The sequence below is a fragment of the Caballeronia sp. M1242 genome (assembly GCF_017220215.1).
In the GTDB taxonomy this organism is placed as follows: Bacteria; Pseudomonadota; Gammaproteobacteria; order Burkholderiales; family Burkholderiaceae; genus Caballeronia.
In genome coordinates this window covers 1,220,903-1,245,190 of record NZ_CP071129.1, presented here as the reverse complement: position 1 = coordinate 1,245,190, position 24,288 = coordinate 1,220,903, and the positions used below count along the sequence as shown (strand labels likewise).

Below are 24,288 nucleotides of genomic sequence, written 5' to 3'. Positions count from 1 at the left end.
TCGCCGCCGAACGCAAAAAAACGCGCCAGCCACGGCGCGTTTTTTTTTTGAAGCAAGCTGATCAGGGCCGGTTGAACATATCCATGATCTGCTTGCGCTCGTCGGTGGTGACCTGCGGGACCGGCGGCGCCTGCATGCCCGCGGGGCCGACGCCGCCCGCGGTCGTCGAATCGCCCGCCATCGGGTTCGTATTGTCGAGACCGATGCTCGCGACGAAGCCCGCGCCCGGCGTGCGGTCCGCATAGAACAGTTCGCCGTCGACGGTCGTCACGCCGTCGGGCATCGCCATCTGCTGTTGCGGGATGCCGCGCAGCGCTCGTCCCATGTACTCGACCCAGATCGGCAACGCGAGCTGCGCGCCGAACTCTTTCGTGCCGAGTGACTTCGGCTGGTCGTAACCCATCCACGCCACCGCGACGAGCTGATGCTGATAGCCCGCGAACCAGCCGTCCTTCGCGTCGTTGGTCGTGCCGGTCTTGCCCTGCAAGTCGTTGCGCTTGAGCACGTTGGTGCCCGAGCCCGTACCCGAAGTCGCGACCGTGTGCAGCAGGCTGTTCATCACGTACGCGTTGCGCGGTTCGAGCGTCTGCGGCGCGTTCGCGCCCGCGGTCAGCGGATCGGCGCGCGAAATCACGGTGCCGCGCGCATCGGCGACTTGCGCGATCAGATACGGATTGATGCGATAGCCGCCGTTCGCGAACACCGAATACGCGCCGCTCAGCTGCAACGGCGTGACGAGCCCGGCCCCCAGCGCGAGCGGCAGATACGGCGGCGTCTTGTCCTTGTCGAAGCCGAACTTCTGCGTGACGAAGTCCTGCGCGTAGCCCGTGCCGATATACGACAGGATGCGGATCGACACGAGGTTCTTCGACTTCTGCAAGCCGGTGCGCATGGACATCGGGCCGTCGGGCTGATCGTCGTCCTTCGGCTCCCACGGCTCGCCGCCCGCGGGCGCCGGAAAGTACAGTGGCGCGTCGTTGATGATGGTCGCCGGTCCCAGACCCTTGTCGAGCGCCGCCGAGTAGATGAACGGCTTGAAGCTCGAACCCGGCTGACGCCACGCCTGCGTGACGTGATTGAACTTGTTCTTGTTGAAGTCGAAGCCGCCCACGAGCGCGCGGATCGCGCCGTCCTGCGGCACCATCGAAACGAGCGCGCCTTCCACCTGCGGCAACTGCGTGACCTGCCAGTTGTCCTTCGCGTCCTTCGTCAGGCGGATGATCGACCCCGGCCGGATGGCGAGCGCCTTCGACGCATTGCTGCGCAACGCCGCTGCCACGAAGCGCAAGCCTTCGCCAGAGATCGTCGCCGTTTCACCGCCAACGAACTGCACGCTCACCTGCTTCGGGCTCGCCGCCGTCACCACGGCCGCGACGAGATCGCCATTGTCCGGGTGATCGACGAGCGCGTCTTCGATGGCTTCGGCGCGGTCATCCGCCGCCGACGGCAGCGCGATGTTGCCCTCCGGCCCGCGATAGCCGTGACGCCGCTCGTAGTCCATCACGCCTTTGCGAACTGCGCGGTAAGCGGCGTCCTGATCGGCCGAATCGATGGTCGTCGTCACCGTCAGGCCGCGCGTGTAGGTCTCTTCCTTGTACTGCGCGTACATCATCTGTCGCACCATTTCCGCGACGTATTCCGCATGCACGCCGTACTCGGTGCCCGCCGACTTCGTGTGGATTTCCTCGGCGACGGCCTGATCGTACTGTTCGCGCGTGATGAAGTTGAGGTCCAGCATGCGCTTCAGGATGTACTGCTGGCGCACTTTCGCGCGCTTCGGATTCACGACCGGGTTATACGCGGACGGCGCCTTGGGCAGACCCGCGAGCATCGCGGCTTCGGCGAGCGTGATGTCCTTCAGGTCCTTGCCGAAGTACACGCGCGCCGCGGCAGAGAAACCGTATGCGCGCTCGCCCAGATAGATCTGGTTCATGTACAGCTCGAGAATCTGGTCCTTCGTGAGCGCGCGCTCGATCTTGTACGCGAGCAGCATCTCGTAGACTTTGCGCGTGTACGTCTTCTCGCTGGAGAGGAAGAAGTTCCGCGCCACCTGCATCGTGATCGTGCTCGCGCCCTGCGATGCGCCGCCGTGCATCAGGTCGGTCACGCCCGCGCGCAGGATGCCGACGAAATCGACGCCGCCGTGATCGTAGAAACGGTAGTCTTCGATCGCGAGGACCGCTTTTTTCATCTGGTCCGGAATGTCCTGAAAGCGCACGAGGCTGCGCCGCTCTTCGCCGAATTCGCCGATCAGCACGTGATCCGCCGTGTAGACGCGCAGCGGCACCTTCGGCCGATAGTCGATGAGCGCATTGAGCGACGGCAGGTTCGGCTCCATCACGACGAGCGCATAGCCCACGATGAGCGCGCCGACCACCGCCGCCACCGCCGCGAGACCCGCGAACCACAGCGCGATGCGCCCGGCCACCGAACGCCCGCCATCGCGGCCGCTCCGGTCATTGCCATTGTTCCGGCCGTTGCGGCCGTTTCCACCGCTACCGCCGCCGTCGCGGCCCGCCCCCGAGTCGTTGCGTGAGTCGTTCCAGCGCGGCTCGCGATCGTGTCGCGATGAATTCGAAGAGTCGGGGCGTTTGATGATAGGCATGACTGGGATGGTTCGGCGCGCCTTATAGCACGCTTGGTAGCGCGCACTGCGCGGCGTATCGAAAGAAGCGGATCAGGCGGCGGATCAAAGCGCGCGTGGAAGAACGCAAGCGCGGCAAAGACCGGCGAGCGAATGCATGAGCCGGTCCGACCGAAGAGTAACGGCACATTTTAAAGAATTCGGACGGGCCGCTACAGAATGAGCGGGCATTTTTTGTAAGCAAATGCCGCCAGTCGACGCGAAGAGGCTGGCCGAAAGCAACGTGCGCTTACCCACAGAAATTGTTGAGAGCCTTGTGGACAACCCTATGAGAAAATAGCCAAGCCGTTGATCGGACGCGGTTTTTCGTGCACGCTCATACGATGATCCAGGACGCGCATTCGGTGGACGCTGCAAAACAGCGAGCACGCACAGCCGCCTCGCGAACCGATATGATGGATACATGTATAGCCGGGGCTTTTCGCCGGCGAACGACCTGCGGTAACGAAGTGAGCGATCCCGGCGCCGGGACCGCGCATGCGATGTTTGCAATCGCCTTACTGTCTGCGAGCCGCTCATGACGACCAAGCCTACCGAACGCATCGTTGTATTCGTGACCCCCGCGCAGAAGCTCGCCATCAGCAAGACCGCGGACGACCTCGGCATCAGCGTGAGCGAACTCATGCGGCGGGCGGTGCTCAACTTCAACGCGACGAGCGAGCAGATCAAGGTGGCGGGCATCGTCGACCGTCTGCGCGCGCCGAAAGCCCCCGATCCGCTCGATGTCGCGCTACGCAGCGTGGCCGCTAAAGCAGCGGCCCGCGAAGCGCGCGAAGCTGCCGCGGGCGCGGCCAAGATCGCGCGATCGCAGGCTGCGGCGGCGGCTGCATCGACGGTGGCGACAGTGGCGACGACAAGCGTTCCCGTCAGCCGCGACGACACCGAAAGCGCCGGCGAGGACGCGTCGCTGACCGGCGACGAACGGCTCGGCGGCTAGGCTCGTCGCACGCCTCCCTCTTCACGGCGCGCGTCTGCGCAGCCGTTACATTCCTTCACCTTGCTTAAGTCCATATTAAGTCGCGACGTGCTCTAATGAACGGGTAAACCCGCGCGTGAATGCCGCGCGCTTGCGCTTGCATTCCGGGCGCGGCGCCTCACATTCGATGCGCGGCGCGCCAGCCGCGGTCTAGTGGTCCGTGGTTTTCATCCAGGAGATACATACATGTCGCTTTTCGATTCCATCTCGCGCACCGTCAAAGGTCTGCTGAACGATGCCGCCGACACCATGCAGGATCCCTCGCGCGACGCCCGCCAGATCGTGCGCGAACTGGACGACAGCATCGCGAAGGCGGAGAACTCGCTGATCGAGATCGAGGCGCAGGTCGCCACGCAGCAAAGCAAGCGCGACGCCGCCGCCGAGAAAGCGAAGAAGTACGAAGACGGCGCCAAACGCGCGCTGCAAAGCGGCGACGAAGGTCTCGCGCGCGAAGCGCTCGCGGCGCAAGCCAATGCCGAAACGGAGCGCGACGCGCTCGCGGCCGAACTGCAAACACTCGTGCCTTCGGTCGATCACCTGAAGCAGCAGATCGCCGACATGCGCCAGCGCCGCAACGATCTCAACGCGCGCTCGAACATCCTTCAGGCGAAGCAGCAGATCGCGCAGGCGAAGGACACGGCCGCCACGGCGCTGGGCGGCATCGGCGGAAGAAACCTGTCGGAAGATTTTCAGAAGCTGGAGGACAAGGTCGAGCTCGCGAACGCCCGCTCCGACGCGCGCCTGAATTCGGCGGACCAGAAGTCCGGCAAGGCGCTCGACGACAAGCTCGCGGCGCTCAATCGCGGCCCTTCGGTGGAAGACCGTCTGGAAGCCCTGAAAAAGCAGCTGAATACGCCGGCGCAGTAACCCCGGCGGCTGCCGCCGTCGCTTCGTGGACTTTTGCGCTTTCGGGTATCCGCCTTGCGATGTCTTGGCAATCACCGATCGCAGCTTCGAATGGAGACGGGCGTCGCAACGCCCGGCCCGCACATGAAAAAGACTTTGACGGCTCTCGCCTTATCGATGTCCCTCGCGCTGTCGGTCGCCTCGCCGCTCGCGTTGGCCGCCGTGCCGACCGCGCAGCAGGTCGAACAATCGATGACGCAGGGCAACTGGCAGAAAGCCGACGCGCAGTTGAGCGAAGTGCTCGACGCGCATCCGAACAACGCGCACGCCCACTATCTCTACGCGCAGGTGCTGGACCGCGAAGGCCGCGCGAGCGACGCGCTCTCGCATTTGCAGCAGGCGAAGACGCTCGATCCGTCGCTGAGCTTCACGGACCCGTCGCGATTCGCGTCCACCGAAGCCCGCATCCGCAACGACGCGAACCGCGCCAACGCGACGACCAATCGCGGCTCCAACGGCTCAGTCGCGCTGAATCCGTTCAACCCGGCGCAAGCCGCCGCGCCGCAGAAGCATGGGCCGTCGATGGGCATGTGGATCGGCCTCGCGGTGCTGATCGCGGCGATTGCGCTGGTGCTGCGCTGGGGCCTGCGACGCGCTCGCGCCCGTGACGACGGCCGCACCGAAGACGACCGCCGCGCCCAGCTCAAACGCGCGACCGAGTTGCTCAACGATGTGCGCACGCTGAAGCTGGACGTGAGGCTCTCGACCGCGCCCGGTCACGAGGCGCTTCTGCGCGACGTCGAGGGCGTGGAGACGCAGTTGCGCGAGATGGTGGAGTCGCTATCTAACGCGAAGAACCCGGTGCCGCCCTATGCCATCGAGGATCTCGAGAATCAGGTGGCGAGCCTGAAGGCGCGCGCCGAAGGCCGGCCCGATCCAACTGCGGCGAATGCGGCGAATGCGGCGAATTCCAGTGCGCAAGGGCAGTCGCCTTTCGCGCAGGAAGCCGAGCGCTTTGGGCGCGGCCAGCAGCCCTATGGTCCGCAGGCGCCGTATCCGCAACAGGGACCGTATCCGCCGCAACCAGGGCAGCAGCCGCCCGTCATCATCCAGCAAGGCGGCGGCTTCGGTGGCGGCATGGGCGGCCTCCTGACCGGCGTGCTGCTCGGCGAAGCCATGTCGCACGGACGCGACCGCGTGATCGAGCGCGAAGTGCCGGTCGAACGCCGCGACGTCGGCAACGACAATGGCGGGCTGGACTTCGGCAACAACAACGGCGGCGGCCTGGACTTCGGCAACGGGTCGAACGACTGGGATGACGGCAGCGGCGGCGGAGGCGGTCTCGATCTCGGCAGCAACGACGACAACTGGCGCGACACTTGAAGCGCTTCGTCGAGCCACAAGCAAGGCCCCGCTCGCGGGGCCTTCTTTTTTTCGTATGCGCGCTTCAGCCGCCGCCCAGAAAGCGCAGCAGCGCCCACAGAAACTTGAAGAAGCCGACGACGAATTCCCAGATGCGTTCGAGCTGATCCCACGTCGCCACGCGCAACAACGTGTGCAGGATCATGCGAGGGAGCGTCGGAGGGAACGTGAAGAAGGCATCGTGGAAAGAAAAAAGGCGGCTTGCGCCGCCTTTTGCGATTGCAAAGATCGCATGATAACCAATCGACACGGGCTCCCGCGTTATCGGCGGGAGCCCATGCGTCAACTGGCGGACGGCGTGTCGCCCTGCTCCGGCGGCACGTCGTCGGTCAGCGCTTCTTCCAGCCGCTCGAACACGCGTTTCGTGGCCCCGCGCGCCTGAAGCGCGAAAAGCAGCAGCGACCGGCCCGTGACCTGATAGACATCGCCCGAATCGAACTGCGGCAGTTCCTCGCGAACCGGCGCGTTCGTGTCGATCAGACAGCTCCATTGATCGGGGCCGGGAATGTCCGGCAGCGTGAAATCGACGACATCGTGGTACGCGTTCACGATCAACAGAAGCGTCGCGTCCGATGCCGGCTTGCGGATGCCGGTGGCCTGCGCGCGGCCGTCTATCACGAGACCGAAGCAGCGCATGCCGGGGTCGCCCCACTGCTCGGGCGTGAGCTCGTCCCCGCTCGGACTCAGCCATTTCACGTCGGCCACGCCCATATCCTCACGGACTTCGCCCGTCAGGAAGCGCTGGCGTCGCAGCACCGGCAGCGTGTGGCGCAGCGTCGTCAGCTTGCGCACGAACTCGGTGAGCGCGCGGCCGTCGTCGTCGATGCCCTCCCAGTCCACCCAGCTGATCTCGTTGTCCTGACAATACGCGTTGTTATTGCCCTGCTGCGTGCGGCCGAACTCGTCGCCCGCGAGGACCATCGGCGTGCCTTGCGAGAACAGCAGCGTCGCGAGCAGATTGCGCTTCTGGCGCTCGCGCAGCGCGCGGATCTCCGGGTCGTCGGTCGGGCCTTCGACGCCGCAGTTCCACGATTTGTTGTCCGAATGACCGTCCTTGTTGTCCTCGCCGTTCGCCTCGTTGTGCTTGTCGTTGTAGGACACGAGATCGTTGAGCGTGAAGCCGTCGTGCGCCGTGATGAAGTTCACGCTCGCCCACGGACGACGCCCGCGCTTGTTGAACTTGTCGCCCGAAGCGGTGATGCGCGTCGCCAGTTCCGCGGATTCGCCCTCGTCGCCCTTCCAGAACGCGCGCACGGTATCGCGATAGCGGTCGTTCCATTCGGCCCAGCCCGGCGGGAAGCCGCCGACCTGATAGCCGCCGGGACCGCAATCCCACGGTTCGGCGATCAGCTTGACGCTGGAGAGAATCGGGTCTTGCCGGCAACTGTCGAGGAAGCCGCCGCCTTCGTCGAAGCCATACGGCTCGCGGCCGAGAATCGTCGCGAGATCGAAACGGAAGCCGTCGACGTTCATCTCCGTTACCCAGTAGCGCAGGCTGTCGGTGACCATCTGCAAGACGCGCGGATGCGAAAGATTGAGCGTGTTGCCCGTGCCCGTGTCGTTGATGTAGTAGCGCGTCTGGTCCGGCATCAGCCGGTAGTACGACGCGTTGTCGATGCCGCGGAACGACAGCGTCGGCCCGCGCTCGTTGCCTTCGGCGGTGTGGTTATAGACCACGTCGAGAATCACTTCGAGGCCGGCTTCGTGCAAGCGGTCGACCATCTCCTTGAACTCCGCGACGACGCCGGCTCCGCGCGAGAAATAGCGCGGATCGGCCGCGAAAAAGCCGATGGTGTTATAGCCCCAGTAGTTCGTGAGGCCCTTGTCGAGCAGATAGCTATCGTTCACGAACGCGTGAATCGGCAGCAGCTCGACGGAGGTCACGCCGAGGCTCTTGATGTAATCGACCACTTCCTTCTGTCCGAGCCCTTCGAACGTCCCGCGCATGTTTTCCGGAATCGCCGGGTGCCGCTTGGTGAAGCCGCGCACGTGCGTCTCGTAGAAGATCGTGTGTTCCCATGGCACGCGCACGCGCGTCGCATGAGTCCACGTGAAGTTCTGGTCGATCACCTGGCATTTCTGCATGAACGGCGCGCTGTCGCGTTCGTCGAAGGTCAGATCGTCGCCTTCCGCGTTGAGCGTATAGCCGAAGAGCGCCGGGTCGAACTTCATCTCGCCGACGTGCGCCTTCGCGTACGGGTCGAGCAGCAGCTTGTTCGGATTGAAGCGATGCCCGTTCTCCGGCTCGTAGGGCCCGTGCACGCGGTAGCCGTACACGGCGCCCGGCGCCAGGCCATGCAGATAGACGTGCCAGACTTCGTCGGTGTATTCGGGCAGCTCGATGCGCTGCGTTTCCTTTTCGCCTTTCTCGTCGAAGAGGCACAGTTCGACTTTCGTCGCGTTCGCTGAAAACAGGGCGAAGTTGACGCCGTTTCCGTCCCACGTGGCGCCAAGCGGAAACGGGGACCCTTCGGCAATGCGGAATTGATTCGGCATGAGATGATCGGCAGAGAATGACGCGCGATGCGTCGGGATAAGGGTGCCGCATTGCACGGCATTAAGCGGATTGGGTAAGAGCAAGGCATGTGCCCGGCATCGGCGAAGCAGCGCTTTCCGAGTTGCGCCCCGTTACCGCGCGCGATCTGCGGTATGCTGGCCTGTCCATCGCACATGCAGCATTCGCTCGCCGAAGGAGGCACGTTTGTCCACGCGCTTCAGCTCCATCCCGACGACATCGCAAGCCAGCGGCACCGCCGACGAAAGCCGTGCCGCCGGCCGCGCGCTGCGCGACGCCATCCCTTTCGAAGCCCACGCGAACTGGCAGCCCGAGCCGGACCGCCCCGATCCCGTCGAGCGCGTGCTCGCCGTCAACGCCGGACGACAGGAGCGGCTCGTGCCGCTGCGCATGTCGCGCATGGCCGAATCGCCGTTCGCGTTTCTGCGCGGCGCGGCGACCGTCATGGCGTGGGATCTGTCGAGATCGCCGTCGATCGGCCACAACGTGATGATCGACGGCGACGCGCACATCAATAACTTCGGACTCTTTCGCACGCCGCGTCAGGACGTCGTATTCGATCTGAACGATTTCGACGAAACGATCGTCGCTCCGTGGGAATGGGACGTGAAGCGCCTGACCGCGAGCATCAACGTCGCGGCCCGCGAAAACAACGTGGACATGCAAGGTCGCGAGCGCGCCGTGCGTTCCGCGTGCGAGGCGTACCGCACGACGATGAACGAACTGCGCCAGGTGAGCCCGTACGATTTGTGGCAGATGCGCTCTTACGCGAGCGCACTGCACATCGACGCGCCCACGCATCTCGACGCCGACGAAAAAGCCACCATCGAGCGCACCGTCGAGCGCGCGATGAAACGCTCGCACGCGACGATGCTCGCGAAGGTCGCTGAGCCGGCCGGCAAAAGCTGGCGCTTCAAGGTCGATCCGCCGATCCTAACGCAACTCGACGCCGCCGAGAAGAATCACGTCATCGACGGCTTCAGGGCGTATCTGCAGACCATCGCGGGCGAGTGGCGCATGATGCTCGAACGCTACGATGTCGTGGATGTCGCGCATCGGGTGGTCGGCGTAGGAAGCGTCGGCACGCGTGCGTATCTCGTGCTGTTGATCGGCCGCGCGCTTGGCGATCCGATCTTCATGCAAGTGAAGGAAGGCATCGTGCCGGCCGCCGCGCCGTTCGTTCCGCCGCTGGAAGAGCCGTTCCGGCATCAGGGCAGGCGCGTCGTGCATGGTCAGCGGCTCCTGCAAAGCTCATCCGATGCGCTGCTCGGCTGGACGACCATCGCCGGGCGCGATTTCTACGTACGCCAGATGAAGCAAATTCGCGGCTCCGTTCCCGTCGACTGGCTGCATGGCGCCACGTTCGACTTCTACGCGTGGTGTCTCGGACTGCTGCTCGCCCGCGCTCATGCGCGCACCGGCGACCCGGCGCTCATCGCGGGCTACTGCGGCGCATCAGACAAGCTCGACGCCGCCTACGCGGTCTGGGCCGAGCGATACGGCGCTCAGACCGTCGCGGATCACGCGGCCTTTTGCGCGGCGATCAGCGTGGGGCGCGTTAAGGCTGCATAGCCGTACGTATCGCCCACGCAGTCACTCGCCGCGCGACGCGCCACCGGATTGACTATCATTGCCTTGCCTGCGAGCAAAACGCACGGCTTGCGCAGTAATGCTCGCGCTCGAAGAAGCGGCGCGCGCTCGTGTCCCGCCGCACCCTCACAACAATCGTTTCGGACCTGAAAAGGAGGAATCCCCGCATGAGCATGATCGAGGAATTCAAGAATTTCGCCCTCAAGGGCAACGTCATGGACCTCGCAGTCGGCGTCATCATCGGGGGCGCGTTCTCGACTATCGTGAACTCCGTCGTCAAGGATTTGATCATGCCGGTCGTCGGCCTCGCGACAGGCGGGCTCGATTTCTCGAATCTCTTCATCCGGCTCGGACACATACCGCCGACCTTCAAAGGCAATCCCGATTCGTACAAGGATCTGCAAACCGCGGGCGTGGCGGTGTTCGGCTACGGCTCGTTCATCACCGTGCTGATCAACTTCATCATCCTCGCATTCATCATCTTTCTGATGGTCAAGTTCATCAACAATCTGCGCAAGCCCACCGAAACGCCGGCGCCCGCCGCGCCGCCCGAAGACGTGCTGCTTCTGCGCGAAATCCGCGATGAACTCAAGAAGACGCCGCGCGTCTAGACAAGCGAGCGCGTCGAGCGCAACGAGCGGGCCTTAAGAGCCCCGCTTTGGGGCGCCCTATCCGCCTTTCGTTAGCATGGGCGCTTTTTTTCTTCGCGAAGGCTATTCGCGCGGCGCACAGCAGGACTATTATTGAGACAGATGTCAGATAGATACCCATAGGAAATGCCGAGGGGATGCCAGCGGGCCGCCAACGGGTCATCGGCACGATTCATGCGCTTCTGACGCCTGTCGGCGATTTTGCCGATCGCGCGTTCCGGAGGCCCGAATCACCGTGACCCGATCACATCGATGCGCTATAAAAGATCGACGTGCGGCACGCAAGACGGGAGTGGCCGCATGAGGACGCTGCGTTTCTTGCAATTCTTTTTCAGGCGAGTTTTTATGTCCTTCCCGAAAAAGCGTAGACGCGTGAAGGCTGATGGCGATGAGTCGTTTCTCGCCGTGCTGCGGCATTTCAAGCCGTTTGGCCAGCTCGATACCAAGATTGCACGCGCTCGCGCGCAGGACGAACCGGTGCTGTATGCCCATGCGCTTCCAGGACTCGATGTCCTGCTGTGCAGCGTGCGCGGCGCCCAGCCGCCATACCCGGCCATCGACGAGTTGCACCGGCGCTGCGTCGAATCCATCACGAATGCGCTGGAGCAGCCGCTCGACGGACTCGAGAACGGCGGCTACTGGTATGAGGCGAACGGCTTCGGCTTTCTTGTCTTTGCAAGTCGCGCCCGCACGCAGATTCTGAGCGAATTCGGCGCGACCGTTTCGGCTCGCAGACGCCGTGGCACGCGCCGTCAGGATGCAGGCGACGCCGCTTCGCGTCCGCTGCGTTGAAGGCCGGCATTTTGCATTCGATGTCTCCTGCGTGACACGGCAGCCTCGATGCGCCGTGGCGCGCGCCTTGCTGGATCGAAGTCCGAGCAAACCACAAGGAGAACAGCATGTCGGATCACGTTTATAAGCAGATCGAACTCACCGGCTCCTCGACTCAATCGAGCGACGACGCCGTGCGCGTGGCGCTGGCCAAGGCTTCGAAGACCTTGCGCAATATGCACTGGTTCGAAGTGACCGAGACGCGCGGGCATATCGAGAACGGCGAGGTCCTGCATTGGCAGGTGACGATCAAGGTGGGGCTGCGGATCGATGATTGAGCGTCGAGTGTTGGCGTTTTGCATGCCATAAGTGAAAACCGCGCCCTCGGGCGCGGTTTTCGTTTCGGCTGACTACGCGCCTTACTTCGGCAGCGACCCGTCCACGCCTTCCACATACCAGTTGATACGCTGCAGCTCCGGATCCGTCAGCGTCTTACCCGTCGGCACCTTTTCCGCGCCCGACTGATCCTTGATCGGACCGCTGAAGACATCCCACTTGCCCGAGTGCAGTTCGTCGCGCTTCGCTGCAACGGCCTGCACCGCCTTCGCCGGAATCGCGCCGGTGTTCAGATCCTCCAGGTCCACGGCCTTTTGCGGGATGCCGAGCCACACCGGATCGTTCTTCCACTTGCCGTCGAGCACCTTCTGGATCACGTCGTTGTAGTACACGCCCCAGTGCGCGACCACGGAACCCAGATGCGCATCCGGGCCGAACTTCTTCATGTTCGAATCCCAGCCGAACGCATGCACATGCTTTTCGTTCGCGGTGTTGAGCGTCGCGTTCGAATCGGTGTTCTGCAGCAGCACGTCCGCGCCCTGTCCGATCAGCGTCTCGGCCGCCTGCTTTTCCTTGCCCGGATCGAACCAGCTATTGATCCAGATGACCTTCGTATGGATCTTCGGATTCACCGAACGCGCGCCCAACGTGTAAGCGTTGATGTTGCGGACCACTTCGGGAATCGGCACCGACGCGACGAAGCCCAGCGTATTCGTCTTCGTCACATAGGCCGCCGCAATGCCCGCGAGATACGCGCCCTGATACATACGAACATCGTACGTGCCGAAGTTCTTTGCTTTCTTGAAGCCCGTCGCGGTCAGGAAGATCGTGTCGGGAAAGTCCTTCGCGACCTTCAGCTGGAAGTCCTGATAGCCGAAGCTCGTGCCGAAGATGACCTTGTTGCCCTTGTTAGCCAGATCGCGGAACACGCGTTCGGAGTCCGCGGATTCCGGCACGTTCTCGACGCGCGTGATCTTGATCTTGTTGCCGAACTTCGCTTCGGCTTCCTTGCTGCCGGCGTCGTGCGCGAAGGTCCAGCCCGCATCGCCCGGATTGCCGAGATAGACGAAGGCGACGCCCGGGGCGTCGGCGGCTCGCGCACTCGCGGCGGCGAGCGTCGCGGAGAGCGCGACAGTGGCCGTGATCGCCTTCAGCCAGGTTTTTTGCATCGTGATGCTCCTCTTTGGATGTTGTATGCAAAACGGGAAACGGTTCGCCTGAAGTTTCGTCGGTCAAAAAACTCGGCGGAACCTCAGGCGCGCGCGGTGCGGTGGCGGAACAACACACACCGACCGCGCAAATTGAATGCGGCACTTTGCATGCGGTACCGCGAATGCAAAATGCCGGCGCGCCACGCGCTTCAACTCGCTGCGAAAAACGGCTTGCCGAGCGATGCAGGCGCGTTGAGCTTGATCGTGTTCGGGTTGCGCGAAATCAGCACGAGCACGACGATGGTCGCGATATACGGCAGCATCGCGAGAAACTGCGTCGGCACCGGCACGCCGATGGCCTGCGCGTAGAACTGCAGCGCCATCACCGCGCCGAAGAGCAGCGCGCCGATCAGGAGACGCCCCGGCCGCCACGTCGCGAAGACGACGAGCGCGAGCGCAATCCAGCCGCGGCCTGAGGTCAGTTGCTCCTGCCAGACGTGCAGATAGACGATCGAGTAGTAGCCGCCCGCGATGCCCGCCATGCCGCCGCCGAAAAGCGTCGCGCCGTAGCGCACGCCGACCACCGGGAAGCCGACCGAATGCGCCACCGCCGGCGATTCGCCGACCGAGCGCAGCACAAGCCCCGCGCGGGTCTTGTAAAGGAACCAGCCGATCACCGCGAACATGACGAACGCAAGATAGCCGAGCGGCGTCAGCGAGAAGATCGCCGGGCCGAGAACCGGAATCGACGAGAGGCCAGGAATCGGCAGCACGTCGATGGTCGCGCGCACCGCGGCCGACGTGTACGGCTTGCCGACGTACGCCGAGAATCCGATGCCGAAGATCGTCAGCGAAAGGCCCGTGGCGACCTGATTCGCGAGCATCGTGATGGTGAGGAAGCCGAACAGCAGCGCCATCGCGAGCCCGGCGAATACCGACGCGACGATGCCGAGCCACGGACTGCCCGTGATCGACGTGACCGCGTAGCCCGTGACCGCGCCCATCAGCATCATGCCTTCGACGCCCAGGTTGAGCACGCCCGACTTCTCCGCGACGAGTTCGCCCGCGCCCGCGTACATCAGCGGAATGGCCGCGATGACCGCGCTCGATGCAAGATTGCTGGCTTGATTGATATCCATCTTCGAGTTCTCTTATGCGGTCTCAAGCAGCGCGGTGCGCCGGGGTCTTGCGCCTGATGCGGTAATTCACGAACAGATCGCAGCCGAGCAGACAAAACAGCAGCAACCCCTGAAACACGCCCGCGAGCGCCTGCGGCAATTGCAGCGATGTCTGCACCGCTTCGCCACCGAGGTACAGCAGCGCCATCAACAGACTCGCGAGCACGATTCCCACCGGATGCAGCCGCCCGACGAAAACGACGATGATCGCGGTGAAGCCGTAACCCGGCGACCAGCCGGCCTGAAGCTGCCCGATCGGTCCCGCGACTTCGCCCACGCCCGCGAGACCCGCGAGTCCGCCGGAAAGCAGCAGTGAAGTCCAGATGGTCTTCTTGTCCGAGAAGCCCGCGTAGCGCGCGGCGAGCGGCGCGAGGCCGCCGACGTTCATCCGGAAGCCCGCGAAGCTCTTACGCATGAAAAGCCAGACGAGCGGAATCGCGATCACCGTCAGAAACACCGACGCGTTGATGCGCGTGCCCTTCAGGAAGCTCCAGTGCCAGTCGCCATAGAGACGCGGGAACAAGGCGTCGTCGACGAACATCGCGGAAATCGGGAAGTTCATGCCTTCCGGGTCGCGCCACGGGCCGCTCACGAGATAGATCAGCAGCTGCGTCGCGACGTACGTGAGCATCAGGCTCGTGAGAATCTCGTTGGTGTTAAAGCGGCTTTTGAGCAGCGCCGGAATGGCGGCCCACAGCATGCCGCCCGCGATGCCGCCGATCACCATGAGCGGCAGCGTCCACCAGCCGGACGCATCGCCGACGTGTATCGCAATGCCGCCCGCGACGATGCCGCCGAGCAGCATCTGCCCTTCCGCGCCGATATTCCACACATTCGCGCGATAGCCGACCGCGAGCCCGAGTCCGATCAGGCACAACGGCGACGCCTTCAGCACGAGCTCGGACCAGCCATTCACGGTCGAGAGCGGCTCGATGAAGAACGCGTGCATCGCGCGCAGCGGGTCCTGGCCGACGACGCTGAAAATCAGGAAGCCGATGACCAGCGTCGCCACGGCCGCCACGACCGGAACCGCAAGCTGCATGGCGCGCGAGGGCGTCGGGCGCGCTTCGAGTCGATAGGGAAAGATCATGCTTATTTGCTCAAAGAATCCAGTTCGGCCGCGGCCGCGCGCTTGCCTTCGAACAGCCCCGCCATGAAGAGGCCGATCTCCTCGGCGTTCGTCTCGCCCGTCGCGCGCACCGGCGAGAGCTTGCCGCGCGCGAGCACCGCGAGCCGGTCGCAGATGTCGAACAGTTCTTCGAGTTCTTCCGAGATCACGAGAATGGCGACGCCGCGCGACGCGAGATCGAGCAATTGCTGGCGGATGAAACCGGCCGCGCCGACATCGACGCCCCAGGTCGGCTGCGCGACGACGAGCACCTTCGGCGCCTGCAAAATCTCGCGTCCGACGATGAACTTCTGCAAGTTGCCGCCCGACAGGCTCTGCGCGAGCGCGCCGCTGCCGCCGCAGCGCACGTCGAACGCCTGAATGCAGCGGTCAGCGAAGCTGCGCACCGCGCCCGCGCGAATCCAGCCGCCGCGCACCATTTGTTGCCGATGCGCGGTCAGTAGGCCGTTTTCCGCGAGCGACATCGCCGGGACCGCGCCGCGCCCGAGCCGTTCTTCCGGCACGAAGGCAAAGCCGAGCCGGCGCCGCGCGCCCGCCGTGAGCCGCGCCGCGGGCGTGCCGCAAATCGACACGGCATCGGCCGCGACGTGACGATCGCGAATCTCGCCCGAGAGCGCCGCGAGCAGTTCCGCCTGGCCATTGCCCGAGACGCCCGCGATGCCGAAGATTTCGCCCGCGCGCACCTCGAACGACACGTTCTGGAGCGACGTCCCGAACGGGTCCGGACTGGCCACCGAAAGATTCCTGACCGCGAGCAGCGCATCGCCCGGCGTGTGGGCGCGGCGCGTGTAGTCGGGCAGCGAATGACCTACCATCAGCTGCGCGAGCGACGCATGCGTTTCCTTGCGCGGATCGACATTGCCGGTCACGCGGCCGCCGCGCATCACCGTGGCGTTCTCGCACAGCGCCTGGATTTCGTCGAGCTTGTGGCTGATATAAAGAATGCTGCAACCCTCCGCTGCGAGCCGGCGCAGCACCGTAAAGAGCTTCTGCACGGCCTGCGGCGTGAGCACGGAAGTCGGCTCGTCCATGATGAGCAGCCGCGGGTTCTGCAACAGGCACCGCACGATCTCCACGCGCTGCCGCTCGCCGACCGTCAGGCTATGAACGTGCCGCTGCGGATCCACATCGAGCCCGTAGTCCTTCGACACATCCCGAATGCGCTTGGCGAGCGCCTTCATGTCGAACTTGTCGTCGAGCGCGAGCGCGATGTTTTCGGCGACCGTCAGTGTCTCGAACAGCGAGAAGTGCTGAAACACCATGCCGATGCCGAGCTTGCGCGCCGCCGCCGGACTGCCGATGTCGACGGTCTCGCCCTGCCAGCGGATCTCGCCTTCGTCCGGGCGCACGGCGCCGTAGATGATCTTCATCAGCGTGGACTTGCCCGCGCCGTTTTCGCCGAGCACCGCGTGGATCTCGCCGGGCATGACGACGAGATTCACGCCGTCGTTCGCCTTGACGGACGGGTACTGCTTGCTGATGCCGGACAACGCCAGGCGCGGTGGCGTTGTCGACTTTTGAATGGCGTCGCCCATTGAGCTCTGAATAAGCGCCCGGCCACCGAGCAGGCCGGACTGGAAAGGATTACCGCGAGAGCGAGCGCAGGACACCGTTGTCGCACGAACTCATATCGCGGGCAGAATTTACAGAATTCGAGACGCTAAGTCGATAACTCAAAATTAGCGCAACTCCCCGCCGAGCCAGTATTTGCGGGTTAGCCACACCTTGACGCAAAGTCTATGTCATATTAAAAATGATATGTTGTACCCCGCCGTCGATCAGCCAGAACATATAGTGGAGATATCATGAGTCAGCAACGCGAGGCGATCGATACGTACTTATTGCGCGTCTTGCATACCTTGCTGATGGAACGCAGCGTCACCCGCGCGGCCGTCAAGCTCAATCAGTCCCAACCCGCCATCAGCGCCGCGCTGCGCCGCCTGCGCGACATCACCGGCGATCCGCTGCTCGTGCGCGGCAAATCCGGCATGGTGCCGACCGAATACGGCCTGCGCCTGCTCGAACCGACGCAGAACGCGCTGCGCGAGATCGAGCGGATCAAGGTCCAGCAGCACAACTTCGACCCTTCGACGTCCGTGCGGTGCTATCGCATCGGCTGTCCCGACTATCTGAACGTGCTGTTCGTGCCGACGGTCGTCGAGCGTTTCCGGCAGGCCGCGCCGAACGCGACGCTCGAGTTCCATTCGCTCGGGCCCGCGTTCGATTACGAACTGGCGCTCGAAGACGGCAAGCTCGATATCGTCGTCGGCAACTGGCCGGAACCGCCCGAGCAACTGCATCTGTCGAATCTCTTCGTCGACAAGATCGTGTGTCTCGTCAGCAACACGCATCCGTTCGCGAAGCGCGGCGGGCTCACGCTCGATCAGTATCTCAACGCGCCGCACCTCGCGCCGACGCCCTATTCCGTCGGTCAGCGCGGAGCAATCGACGTGCATCTGGCGCGCGAGCGCCTGAAGCGCCATGTCGTCGTCACGCTGCCGTACTTCAATCTTGCGCCTTACGTGCTCATCAAGTCGGACCTCGTCTTCACGACCACGCGCCTGTTCGCCGCGCATTACGCGAAGTTCCTGCCGCTCGCGGTGGTGCCCGCGCCGCTCGACTTCCCGCCCATGCAGTATTACCAGCTCTGGCATGAGCGGTGTCACTACTCCGACGAAGTCCGCTGGCTGCGCAGTCTCGTCGCTGAGGCGACGCGGTCGCTGATCGATCAGCCTTGACCTGATCGCAGGCGCGGCGCGCCGTCGGTGCGCCGCGTTCGCCAGTTCGGGCGCCAGCGTGTTGTGCCGGTCGACGACCGCACTCTTTCACGCCCACTTACCCGACGATCACGCTCGTCGCGCACTGCGACGACGCGCTCGTCACCTTGACACGCGCATCGCGCCGTCAGTGCGCCGCATTCGCCAATTCTCCCGCCAGCGCGTTATGCCGCTCGACGACCGCGCGCAAGTCCACCGTCGTCAGGCGCCCTTCCTTCACGACCACTTTCCCGTCGATGACGCTCGTCGCGACCTGCGACGGCGCGCAGAACACGAGCGCCGCGACGGGATCGTGCAGCGCGCCCGCGAACGCCGGCTGCGACAGGTCGAACGAGACGAAATCCGCCGCCATGCCGGGCGCGAGCGCGCCGATGTCGTCGCGGTTCAGTACCTTCGCCCCGCCGAGCGTCGCGATTTCGAGCGCTTCGCGCGCGGTCATGGCATCCGGTCCAAACCCGACGCGCTGGAGCAAAAGCGCCTGCCGCACCTCGGCGACCATCTGCGCGCCATCGTTCGATGCCGAGCCGTCCACGCCTAGCCCGACGGGCACGCCCGCGTCGCGCATCGCGCGGATCGGCGCGATGCCGGACGCGAGCCGCATGTTCGAACACGGACAATGCGCGACGCCGGTTCCCGTGCGCGCGAAAAGATCGATGCCCGGCTTGTCGAGCTGCACACAATGCGCGTGCCATACGTCATGGCCGACCCAGCCCAGGTCTTCGGCATATTCGGCGGGCGTCATGCCGAACTTCTCGCGGCTGTACGCGACATCGTTGACGTTTTCCGCCAGATGCGTGTGCAGCGACACGCCGTACCGACGCGCGAGCGCCGCGGAATCGCGCATCAGCTCGCGGCTCACCGAAAACGGCGAACACGGCGCGACGACCACGCGCAGCATCGCGTAGCGGCCTTCGTCGTGATACGTCTCGATGAGGCGCTGCGAGTCCTTCAGAATCGCGTCTTCTTTCTCGACGACCGAATCCGGCGGCAGCCCGCCGTCTTTCTGGCCGACGCTCATGCTCCCGCGCGCCGCGTGAAAGCGCATACCGATGTCGCGCGCCGCCGCGATGCTGTCGTCGAGCCGGCTGCCGTTCGGGTAGATGTACAGGTGATCGCTCGATGTCGTGCAGCCGGAGAGCAGCAGTTCGGCCATCGCGGTTGTCGTGGAGACCGCGATCATCTCGGGCGTCAGATGCGCCCAGATCTTGTAGAGGTTCGTGAGCCAGCCGAAGAGTTCGGCGTTCTGCGCGGCCGGAACCGCCCGCGTCAGGCTCTGATACATATGGTGATGCGTGTTGACGAGGCCGGGAATGACGAGATGCCCGCGCATGTCGAGCACGTCGTCGGCGGTCTGCGGAAGCGCGCTCGTCGGCCCGACCGCGACGATGCGGTTGCCTTCGATAAAGAGGCCGCCATCGGCGATTTCGCGGCGCTCTGCGTCCATCGTGACGAGCATGTGGGCGTTCTTGACGAGCAGGCTGCGGGGTGTCGCGTTCATCGAATGTTCTCCGTAAACGGGTTGCATCAGGGTAAGAGGACCAGTGAAAGCCCCGGTTACCCAGCGTGGAACGCCGTCTTCGGGACGCGGCTCGATTGCGCGCGGTGTCACTGTCGGCAGCCAAAAACTTGGCGGCAATCACGGAGCCGTCATAGTCGAGTTCAGCCCGGCGATATATTTGCGAATTTTGGCGCAGGTAGCATCGCAGCGAAAGCCGTGCAGGTCGTCCGCGCACCGTGGCGTTGCGGGAGCGCGGCGCTCATGCGCCCGGCATTATCTTTCCTATCGCGGACGCACAGCGCGTCTCGAATTTCTACAATGCTGTACACGGCGCGCATCTGAAACGCCGACGGGTATGTAGCCACTGACGTGGAGCCTCGATCCGCCGCCGCCGCACGGTTCCCCACAGTGCGGATTTCGGATCGATGCGCGAGCCGGACATCGCACAACACAAGGAACATGCGAATGGGCAAGCTCACCACCCACGTCCTCGACACCGCGCACGGCCGCCCCGGCGCAAACATCCAAGTCGAGCTCTTCGCGCTATCCGGCGACACCCGGCGCGCAATCAAGACCACCCGGACCAACGACGACGGCCGCTGCGACGCGCCGCTGCTCGAAGGCGCGGAACTCAAAACCGGCGAATACGAACTCGTCTTTCACGCGGGCGATTATTTCGCCGCGCTTGGCGTGAAAGTGCCCGAACCGCGCTTCGTCGATCGCGTCGTGCTGCGCTTCGGCATCGCGGACGCCGCCGCGCATTATCACGTGCCGCTCTTGGTCTCGCCGTGGGCGTACAGCACGTATCGCGGCAGCTAACACGCGCCAGACATAGCGATCACAGCACGCCGCGCATCGACGGCGTGCGCATAACGAATCGGTAGTGGAGGAGTTCATGGAAGGCTTTATCACCGACTGGCTGAACCTGGTCTTGCGCTGTCTGCACGTGATCGTGGCGATCGCGTGGATCGGCGAGTCGTTCTATTTCGTCGCGCTCGACAACAGCCTGAAACCGCCGCAGGACCCGAACGCGCGCCGGCGCGGCGTGTTCGGCGACTTCTGGCACGTGCACGGCGGCGGCTTCTATCACATGCAGAAGTATTCGGTTGCGCCGCAGGACATGCCGGAGAACCTGCACTGGTCGTTCTGGCCGTCCTACACCACGTGGATGTCCGGCTTCGGCCTCTTCTTCGTGCTGTATCTGCTCTCGCCGAGCACCTATCTGATCGACAAGAACGTGCTCGACATGGGACCGGTCGTTGCGGTGTCGGCGGCGCTCGGCTTTCTGATGGCCGGCTGGATCGTCTACGATTCGCTCTGCCGCCTGCTCGGCCACAACGACAAGCTGCTCGGCATCTGCGTCGGCATCTACGTGCTGATCGCGGCGTTCGTGGCGTGTCACGTATTCTCGGGCCGCGCGGCGTATCTGATCACCGGCGCGATGATCGCGACGATCATGTCCGCGAACGTGTTCTTCGTCATCATTCCGGGACAGCGCAAGATGGTCGCGGCAATGCTCAAGGGCGAAACGCCGAACGCCATCTACGGCAAGCGGGGCAAGCAACGTTCCGTGCACAACACGTACTTCACGCTGCCGGTCGTCTTCGCGATGCTGTCCAACCACTACGCGATGACTTACACGCACAAGTACAACTGGGTGATCCTCGTGCTCATCATGCTGGCGGGCGCGCTGATCCGTCAGTTCTTCGTGATGCGTCATCGCGGGCAGGTGCTGTGGTACATGCCGGTCGCGGGTCTCGTGCTGGTGCTCGGCGCATTCGCGTGGACGATGCCCGCGCCGACGGTGCCGGTCGCGCAGGCCGCTGGTGCGCCGACGATCAAGGTCGCCGACATTCAGCCGATCATCCAGCAGCGTTGCGCGGCGTGCCACTCCGCGCATCCGACGATGATGGGCAGCGCGCCCGCAGGCGTTCTCCTCGACACGCCCGCCGAGATTCGCCAGAACGCGCAGCGCGTGCATCAGCAGGCGGTGACGCTGAAAGCGATGCCGCTTGGCAACGTCACGCAAATGACGGATGCCGAGCGTCAGAAGATCGCTGCATGGTTTGACGGAGGCGCGGTGCAGTAAGCATCGCTGCCGATGCGAGACGGGCCGATCGGTTAGCGCCGATCGGCCCGTTTTTCATTGCGCGGCGAAGTAGGCTTTGACCGCGTCGATGACCGTGTCGATATCTTCGCGCGACACATCGCGATGCGTCACGAACCGCGATGCGTACAGCATCTGCGTGAGAATGCCGCGTTCCTTGAGCCAAGCTTCGAGCGGCGCGCAGTGCTTCGCGGGAATCTGCGCGAACACCATGTTGGTCGCTTGCGACTGAATCACGATTCCGTCGATGCCGGCAAGCCCCGCTGCGAGCCGCGCCGCGTTCTCGTGATCCTGCGCGAGCCCGTCGACATGATGATCGAGCGCGTGAAGGCACGCCGCCGCGAGCACGCCCGCCTGCCGCATGCCGCCGCCGAGCACCTTGCGCCAGCGGTGCGCGACATCGACGAGCGCCTTGCTGCCCACCAGCACCGAACCGACCGGCGCGCCGAGGCCTTTCGAAAAGCAGATGGAGACGGTATCGAACGGCGCGCACAGTTCGCTCACCGGCCGGTCCGACGCCACCACCGCGTTGAAGATGCGCGCGCCGTCCAGATGCGTCGAGAGGCCGCGATCGCGGGCCAGCTTCGTCGCCTGCGCCACGTAGTCGGCCCGCAGCACTTTCCCGCCGATGGTGTTTTCCAGCGCGAGCAGGCGCGAACGCGCGAAGTGGTCATCGATGGGCTTGATCGCCGCCGCGATCTTGTCGAGCGGCAACGAGCCGTCCGGCGCGTTTTCGATAGGCTGCGGCTGAATGCTGCCGAGCACCGCCGCCCCGCCGCCTTCGTATTTGTACGTGTGCGCCGCCTGCCCGACGATGTACTCGTCGCCGCGCGCGCAGTGCGCCATCAGCGCGGCGAGGTTGCTTTGCGTGCCGCTCGGAAAGAACAGGCCCGCTTCCTTGCCGGTGCGCTCCGCGAGCGTGGACTGGAGCTTGAGAACGGTGGGATCGTCGCCCCAGACGTCGTCGCCGACTTCGGCGGCCGACATGGCGGCGAGCATCGCCTGGCTCGGGCGGGTGACGGTATCGCTGCGTAGGTCGATCTGGCGTGCTGGCATCGTGAGTCGCTTGGTCGGAAGTAGCCGCATAGTGTAGCGCGCAATAAAAAAGACCGGCCATGCTGCGCCGGTCTTTCCGTGACTGCCATGGGCGATTCGGGCGATGCCTCAGCGCAGCGCCTCTTGTGTCAGCCACAACGACTCTCTCAGGTCCTGCTCGTTCAGATTCAAGCCTTCCCCGCCGCGATCGACGACGATGAAATCGCTGACCTTATCCAGCGCAATGAGCGGATGATGCCAGACGCCTTTTGCGTAATTCACGCCCTGCCAGCCGCGCGTGACGAACGCGCGAATCTGCGATTCGTCGAGTTCTCCCGCCGGCGCGACGACCACGAGATACGGCCGATCGTCGAGCGGAATGAACGCCTGCGAGCCGAGCGGATGACGCTCCATCATCTTTACTTCGAACGGCAGCACGCGCGGCTGTCCGCGAAAGAGATTCACGAGCGTGCGGCCGCCCTCATCCGTCACGTCGACCTTGCAGAGATCGTGAAAGCGGATCGTCGTGCCGAGGTTGATCGGGATCTGCTTCGCGCCGTCGAGCTCGATCACATCGCCGAAAGGCTCGAACGCCGCGCGCGTCAACGGTTCGATCGCGAGCGTCTTCATCATGCAAGCGTTCCGAAAAGACGCAGGCGCGACACGCCGCCGTCCGGGTAGATGTTGAAGCGCACGTGCGTGACCGGGCCGAGCGCCGCGAGTTCGGACTCGAAGAAATGCTGCTTGTCCATCTGCAGCTTCTGTTCCGACAACAGCACCGGCCAGAACATGGCCTGCGTGACGAGCGAGCTGTCCGTGCCGCCCTTCACATACGCCGCCTGCAAAGAGCAGCGGTCGGGGAAATTGCCCTTGAAGTGTGCGGTATCCACTTCGACTTTCTTGATAATGCCCGGCTGCGCGAGCGCGACGATACACCAGTCGTTGCCCGGCTCGCGGCGGCGGCGGGTTTCCCAGCCATCGCCCATATTGACGCCGCGGCCCGGCATCAAAAGCGTGGACGCGAGACCGAAGTGCTGGTTGTTCGTGCCGACCATGTACGCGCCGTTTTCCATCGCGGCGAGATCGAACAGTTCATTGCGATCCGCGTTGCGCCAGTCGAGTTGCGGCTGACCGTACACCCGCAAACGCGCGATGCCGCCGTCCGGATAGATGTTCACGCGCAAGTGCGTGAACGGCTCGGCCGAGGCGACATCCAGATAGTGATGGCTATTGCCCTGCAGCGTCGTGGACGGCACGATTTCCGTCCATTGCGTGGACTGGCTCGGCGCGCCGTCGGCGACATGCGCGCCTTCGATCGACGCCGCCGGCGGGAAGTTGCCGGTGAAGTGGCTCGTGTCCAGATCGATGCCCTTGATCACGCCCGGCCGCGCCAGCTTGACGATGCACCAGTCGTAGCCGGTCGTGCGCTTGCGGCGCGTTTCCCAGCCGTCCATCCACTTGCCGTGCTCGTCGTATTTGCCGGGGATGAACACGGCCGGCTCGGGGTTCAGCATGCGTTCCTTCGGCGCGAAGAAATCGTCGCTCGCCTCGAGTGCCTGCGCGCCCAGACGCGGGTCCGCGAGATTCACATAGCGGCGCGTGAAGTCGGGCGCGTTGGGATCGAGTGTCGGAATTGCCATTGTCTTCGTCCTATTGTCGTTGC

Annotated in this window: 20 protein-coding genes; 10 read left to right on the top strand and 10 right to left on the bottom strand. The window is 64.2% G+C overall.

Annotated elements, in window-relative coordinates; all coding sequences use genetic code 11:
- Positions 1–61: 61 nt before the first annotated feature.
- Complete coding sequence (locus JYK05_RS05745; protein ID WP_175940190.1) at positions 62–2,605, bottom strand: penicillin-binding protein 1A; 2,544 nt, start codon at positions 2,603–2,605, stop codon at positions 62–64.
- Positions 2,606–3,161: 556 nt separating this feature from the next.
- On the opposite strand from JYK05_RS05745, the gene JYK05_RS26275 reads away from it, so the two are divergent.
- From JYK05_RS26275 to JYK05_RS05730, 3 genes are all read left to right on the top strand, one after another.
- The gene (locus JYK05_RS26275) at positions 3,162–3,581 is read left to right on the top strand and encodes a hypothetical protein (RefSeq protein ID WP_241269853.1); all 420 of its coding nucleotides are present in this window, start codon (positions 3,162–3,164) and stop codon (positions 3,579–3,581) included.
- A gap of 225 nt (positions 3,582–3,806) precedes the next feature.
- The gene (locus tag JYK05_RS05735; RefSeq protein ID WP_206468063.1) at positions 3,807–4,487 is read left to right on the top strand and encodes a PspA/IM30 family protein; all 681 of its coding nucleotides are present in this window, start codon (positions 3,807–3,809) and stop codon (positions 4,485–4,487) included.
- A gap of 123 nt (positions 4,488–4,610) precedes the next feature.
- The gene (locus JYK05_RS05730) at positions 4,611–5,849 is read left to right on the top strand and encodes a tetratricopeptide repeat protein (protein WP_175940188.1); all 1,239 of its coding nucleotides are present in this window, start codon (positions 4,611–4,613) and stop codon (positions 5,847–5,849) included.
- Between the two features lie 321 nt (positions 5,850–6,170).
- On the opposite strand, the gene glgX is transcribed toward JYK05_RS05730, so the two are convergent.
- A complete protein-coding gene (gene glgX / locus JYK05_RS05725) occupies positions 6,171–8,384 on the bottom strand; it encodes a glycogen debranching protein GlgX (RefSeq protein WP_175940187.1) in 2,214 nt (737 codons plus the stop codon).
- Between the two features lie 205 nt (positions 8,385–8,589).
- On the opposite strand from glgX, the gene JYK05_RS05720 reads away from it, so the two are divergent.
- The 4 genes from JYK05_RS05720 to JYK05_RS05705 all read left to right on the top strand — a co-directional run bounded on the left by JYK05_RS05720 (position 8,590) and on the right by JYK05_RS05705 (position 11,752).
- A complete protein-coding gene (locus tag JYK05_RS05720; RefSeq protein ID WP_206468062.1) occupies positions 8,590–9,975 on the top strand; it encodes a DUF2252 domain-containing protein in 1,386 nt (461 codons plus the stop codon).
- A gap of 185 nt (positions 9,976–10,160) precedes the next feature.
- Positions 10,161–10,604 carry a large conductance mechanosensitive channel protein MscL gene (gene mscL, locus JYK05_RS05715; protein WP_206468061.1) on the top strand — a complete coding sequence of 148 codons (444 nt, stop codon included), beginning with the start codon at positions 10,161–10,163 and terminating at the stop codon, positions 10,602–10,604.
- A 339-nt stretch (positions 10,605–10,943) separates the two neighbouring features.
- Complete coding sequence (locus JYK05_RS05710) at positions 10,944–11,435, top strand: hypothetical protein (protein ID WP_206468060.1); 492 nt, start codon at positions 10,944–10,946, stop codon at positions 11,433–11,435.
- Between the two features lie 107 nt (positions 11,436–11,542).
- Positions 11,543–11,752 carry a dodecin gene (locus JYK05_RS05705; protein ID WP_175940183.1) on the top strand — a complete coding sequence of 70 codons (210 nt, stop codon included), beginning with the start codon at positions 11,543–11,545 and terminating at the stop codon, positions 11,750–11,752.
- Positions 11,753–11,833: 81 nt separating this feature from the next.
- Here the strand turns inward: JYK05_RS05705 and JYK05_RS05700 are convergent, their stop codons facing one another.
- From JYK05_RS05700 to JYK05_RS05685, 4 genes are all read right to left on the bottom strand, one after another.
- Entirely contained in the window at positions 11,834–12,919 is a 1,086-nt protein-coding gene (locus JYK05_RS05700; protein WP_175940182.1) for a BMP family ABC transporter substrate-binding protein, read from the bottom strand.
- A 191-nt stretch (positions 12,920–13,110) separates the two neighbouring features.
- Entirely contained in the window at positions 13,111–14,040 is a 930-nt protein-coding gene (locus tag JYK05_RS05695) for an ABC transporter permease (RefSeq protein WP_206468059.1), read from the bottom strand.
- Between the two features lie 22 nt (positions 14,041–14,062).
- Positions 14,063–15,169: an ABC transporter permease gene (locus JYK05_RS05690; protein WP_206468058.1), complete on the bottom strand. Its 1,107-nt coding sequence runs from the start codon at positions 15,167–15,169 to the stop codon at positions 14,063–14,065.
- Between the two features lie 2 nt (positions 15,170–15,171).
- Positions 15,172–16,743 (bottom strand): ABC transporter ATP-binding protein, encoded by a 1,572-nt coding sequence (locus JYK05_RS05685; protein WP_206468057.1) that lies wholly within the window; start codon positions 16,741–16,743, stop codon positions 15,172–15,174.
- Between the two features lie 270 nt (positions 16,744–17,013).
- Between JYK05_RS05685 and JYK05_RS05680 the strand changes: the two genes are divergently transcribed.
- Complete coding sequence (locus JYK05_RS05680) at positions 17,014–17,946, top strand: LysR substrate-binding domain-containing protein (RefSeq protein ID WP_175940178.1); 933 nt, start codon at positions 17,014–17,016, stop codon at positions 17,944–17,946.
- Between the two features lie 166 nt (positions 17,947–18,112).
- Here JYK05_RS05680 and JYK05_RS05675 read toward each other — a convergent pair whose 3' ends face one another.
- On the bottom strand, positions 18,113–19,483 hold the full coding sequence (locus JYK05_RS05675) for an 8-oxoguanine deaminase (RefSeq protein WP_206468056.1): 1,371 nt from the start codon (positions 19,481–19,483) through the stop codon (positions 18,113–18,115).
- A 465-nt stretch (positions 19,484–19,948) separates the two neighbouring features.
- Here JYK05_RS05675 and uraH point away from each other — a divergent pair, with 465 nt between their 5' ends.
- Positions 19,949–20,302 (top strand): hydroxyisourate hydrolase, encoded by a 354-nt coding sequence (gene uraH / locus JYK05_RS05670; protein ID WP_206468055.1) that lies wholly within the window; start codon positions 19,949–19,951, stop codon positions 20,300–20,302.
- Between the two features lie 76 nt (positions 20,303–20,378).
- Positions 20,379–21,572, top strand: a complete 1,194-nt coding sequence (locus tag JYK05_RS05665) for a urate hydroxylase PuuD (protein WP_175940174.1) — start codon at positions 20,379–20,381, stop codon at positions 21,570–21,572.
- Between the two features lie 54 nt (positions 21,573–21,626).
- On the opposite strand, the gene ltaE is transcribed toward JYK05_RS05665, so the two are convergent.
- The 3 genes from ltaE to alc all read right to left on the bottom strand — a co-directional run bounded on the left by ltaE (position 21,627) and on the right by alc (position 24,265).
- A complete protein-coding gene (ltaE, locus tag JYK05_RS05660) occupies positions 21,627–22,646 on the bottom strand; it encodes a low-specificity L-threonine aldolase (protein ID WP_175940173.1) in 1,020 nt (339 codons plus the stop codon).
- Positions 22,647–22,754: 108 nt separating this feature from the next.
- Positions 22,755–23,255 (bottom strand): ureidoglycolate lyase, encoded by a 501-nt coding sequence (locus JYK05_RS05655; protein WP_206468225.1) that lies wholly within the window; start codon positions 23,253–23,255, stop codon positions 22,755–22,757.
- Positions 23,255–24,265 (bottom strand): allantoicase, encoded by a 1,011-nt coding sequence (alc, locus tag JYK05_RS05650; RefSeq protein WP_175940172.1) that lies wholly within the window; start codon positions 24,263–24,265, stop codon positions 23,255–23,257. The genes JYK05_RS05655 and alc overlap by 1 nt, the downstream gene beginning before the upstream one ends.
- Between the last annotated feature and the right edge of the window lie 23 nt (positions 24,266–24,288).

Coding starts and splice junctions, on each gene's coding strand:
- JYK05_RS05745 (WP_175940190.1), bottom strand. CDS start 2,605: ATGCCTATCATCAAACGCCCCGACTCTTCGAATTCATCGCGACACGAT.
- JYK05_RS26275 (WP_241269853.1), top strand. CDS start 3,162: ATGACGACCAAGCCTACCGAACGCATCGTTGTATTCGTGACCCCCGCG.
- JYK05_RS05735 (WP_206468063.1), top strand. CDS start 3,807: ATGTCGCTTTTCGATTCCATCTCGCGCACCGTCAAAGGTCTGCTGAAC.
- JYK05_RS05730 (WP_175940188.1), top strand. CDS start 4,611: ATGAAAAAGACTTTGACGGCTCTCGCCTTATCGATGTCCCTCGCGCTG.
- glgX (WP_175940187.1), bottom strand. CDS start 8,384: ATGCCGAATCAATTCCGCATTGCCGAAGGGTCCCCGTTTCCGCTTGGC.
- mscL (WP_206468061.1), top strand. CDS start 10,161: ATGAGCATGATCGAGGAATTCAAGAATTTCGCCCTCAAGGGCAACGTC.
- JYK05_RS05710 (WP_206468060.1), top strand. CDS start 10,944: ATGAGGACGCTGCGTTTCTTGCAATTCTTTTTCAGGCGAGTTTTTATG.
- JYK05_RS05705 (WP_175940183.1), top strand. CDS start 11,543: ATGTCGGATCACGTTTATAAGCAGATCGAACTCACCGGCTCCTCGACT.
- JYK05_RS05700 (WP_175940182.1), bottom strand. CDS start 12,919: ATGCAAAAAACCTGGCTGAAGGCGATCACGGCCACTGTCGCGCTCTCC.
- JYK05_RS05695 (WP_206468059.1), bottom strand. CDS start 14,040: ATGGATATCAATCAAGCCAGCAATCTTGCATCGAGCGCGGTCATCGCG.
- JYK05_RS05690 (WP_206468058.1), bottom strand. CDS start 15,169: ATGATCTTTCCCTATCGACTCGAAGCGCGCCCGACGCCCTCGCGCGCC.
- JYK05_RS05685 (WP_206468057.1), bottom strand. CDS start 16,743: ATGGGCGACGCCATTCAAAAGTCGACAACGCCACCGCGCCTGGCGTTG.
- JYK05_RS05680 (WP_175940178.1), top strand. CDS start 17,014: ATGAGTCAGCAACGCGAGGCGATCGATACGTACTTATTGCGCGTCTTG.
- JYK05_RS05675 (WP_206468056.1), bottom strand. CDS start 19,483: ATGAACGCGACACCCCGCAGCCTGCTCGTCAAGAACGCCCACATGCTC.
- uraH (WP_206468055.1), top strand. CDS start 19,949: ATGGGCAAGCTCACCACCCACGTCCTCGACACCGCGCACGGCCGCCCC.
- JYK05_RS05665 (WP_175940174.1), top strand. CDS start 20,379: ATGGAAGGCTTTATCACCGACTGGCTGAACCTGGTCTTGCGCTGTCTG.
- ltaE (WP_175940173.1), bottom strand. CDS start 22,646: ATGCCAGCACGCCAGATCGACCTACGCAGCGATACCGTCACCCGCCCG.
- JYK05_RS05655 (WP_206468225.1), bottom strand. CDS start 23,255: ATGAAGACGCTCGCGATCGAACCGTTGACGCGCGCGGCGTTCGAGCCT.
- alc (WP_175940172.1), bottom strand. CDS start 24,265: ATGGCAATTCCGACACTCGATCCCAACGCGCCCGACTTCACGCGCCGC.